The 1,049-nt window shown below is 68.0% G+C and carries 2 pseudogenes; one reads left to right on the top strand and one right to left on the bottom strand.

Going from position 1 to position 1,049, the window contains the following annotated elements:
* Positions 1 to 356, bottom strand: a pseudogene (locus GVY39_RS33765) (esterase family protein); the annotation flags it as partial.
* Between the two features lie 289 nt (positions 357 to 645).
* Here GVY39_RS33765 and GVY39_RS33760 point away from each other — a divergent pair.
* Positions 646 to 1,049, top strand: a pseudogene (locus GVY39_RS33760) (esterase family protein); the annotation flags it as partial.

Here is a 1,049-nt window from a genome sequence, read left to right as displayed (position 1 = left end):
CCCCCGAACGGAACAACCACATTCACCTGCTTGTCCCGGAAGAACTCCACCACATCCGTCCGGTCGAGCCAGCTCCCGTCGCTGATACCGCCGTTGGCGCCGTTGAGCAGATAGAACGTCGGTGCGGGTCGAGCCGGATCGGACGCACGCAGGACGCGCACCCGGGTGACGCTGTTCATCGCCGTCGACAACACGCCGAGGTCGAGGACCCGATCGGACTCGGCGCGGATGTCGTGGATCCGGGACCCGTCAGGGGCCGCCACGGATGCGAGATCCGGTTGCGGTTCGGCCGTCGCCGCAGTGTTCGGGTCCGCCGCCATCGCCGCACACACCATGACAGCGAGCAGGATTCGCATTCCTGAACCGTTGAGCGACATGGCATCTCCGATCTCCAGACCGCACCCCGGCCGGTACGCTCGGCTCCACGGGCCGGAGATAGGCGACCGGGCTCTCCAGAACCAGCATCGAGTCAACCGCATCCCGTGAGCCGGTGAGTACGGATACCTCCGACCTTGTGGACGTTCCCAGTGCGACGCCGAGCGAACTGGCCACCCACCCCAACGACCTCGACCGCGCCTTGCCCGCCGACGCATGCGCCGCCTAGCGTTGGCCGTGTTCCGTTCCGCCCGTTCAGGAAGGCCGTGTGTGGATTCCCCTCCCCCGCCGTCATACCACCGTGGCGCGGCGCGGCTGATCGCGGCACTGAGCGCCGTCGCCCTCGGATTCACCGGCAGCACAGCCGGTTCGGTGAACGCCGAGCCGATCACGCCGGAGGTGCCGTCATCGATCAGCGCCGCCCCGGATGGGTCGCGTATCGCGGGCGCGGTACAGGGATCGGGACGGCTGGTCGAGCTGACGGTCCACTCCGCCGCGATGGCGAACACCGTAGCCGTACAGGTCCTTCCGGCCGTCGACAGCTCGGCTCCCGCGCCCACCCTGTACCTGCTCAACGGCATCGACGGCGGGGCTGACGGCAACTGGCTCAGCCGGACGGATGTGGTGGAGTTCTTCCGGGACAAGCAGGTGAATGTGGTTGTTCCGTTCGGGGG

Origin of the sequence: Nocardia sp. CY15 (assembly GCF_009829295.1) — a bacterium.
In the GTDB taxonomy this organism is placed as follows: domain Bacteria; phylum Actinomycetota; class Actinomycetes; order Mycobacteriales; family Mycobacteriaceae; genus Nocardia; species Nocardia sputi.
This window is presented reverse-complemented; position numbering and strand designations above follow the sequence as displayed.